This is a genomic window from Nocardioides sp. CPCC 206348, from assembly GCF_048654705.1.
Taxonomy (GTDB): domain Bacteria; phylum Actinomycetota; class Actinomycetes; order Propionibacteriales; family Nocardioidaceae; genus Nocardioides.
The window spans coordinates 284-502 of record NZ_JBMCZA010000095.1 but is presented as its reverse complement, the minus strand read 5'-3'; the positions used below and the strand labels follow the sequence as shown (position 1 = coordinate 502).

The window sequence follows — 219 nt, the reverse complement described above, 5'->3', positions numbered from 1 at the left end:
GCCACCTCCTTCGCCAGCGAGCAGCGCTTGGCGCTGACGCCGTACGTCGCCTTGATCGGCTTCGCGACGCCCGGCACCTTGACGGTCGCCTTGAAGTGGCACAGGTAGAAGTTGAACCACGAGCCGTACGTCGCCGTACGACCGATCTTGGTGAGCTTGATGGGCAGCACCTGCAGCGAGCGGTCGATCTCCTGGCGACTGCGGTCGAGGTTGGTCGCC

General features: G+C 65.3%; 1 pseudogene. It reads right to left on the bottom strand.

The features are described from left to right. Positions 1-219 (bottom strand): annotated as a pseudogene (locus ACOADB_RS04945) (MCE family protein); the annotation flags it as partial.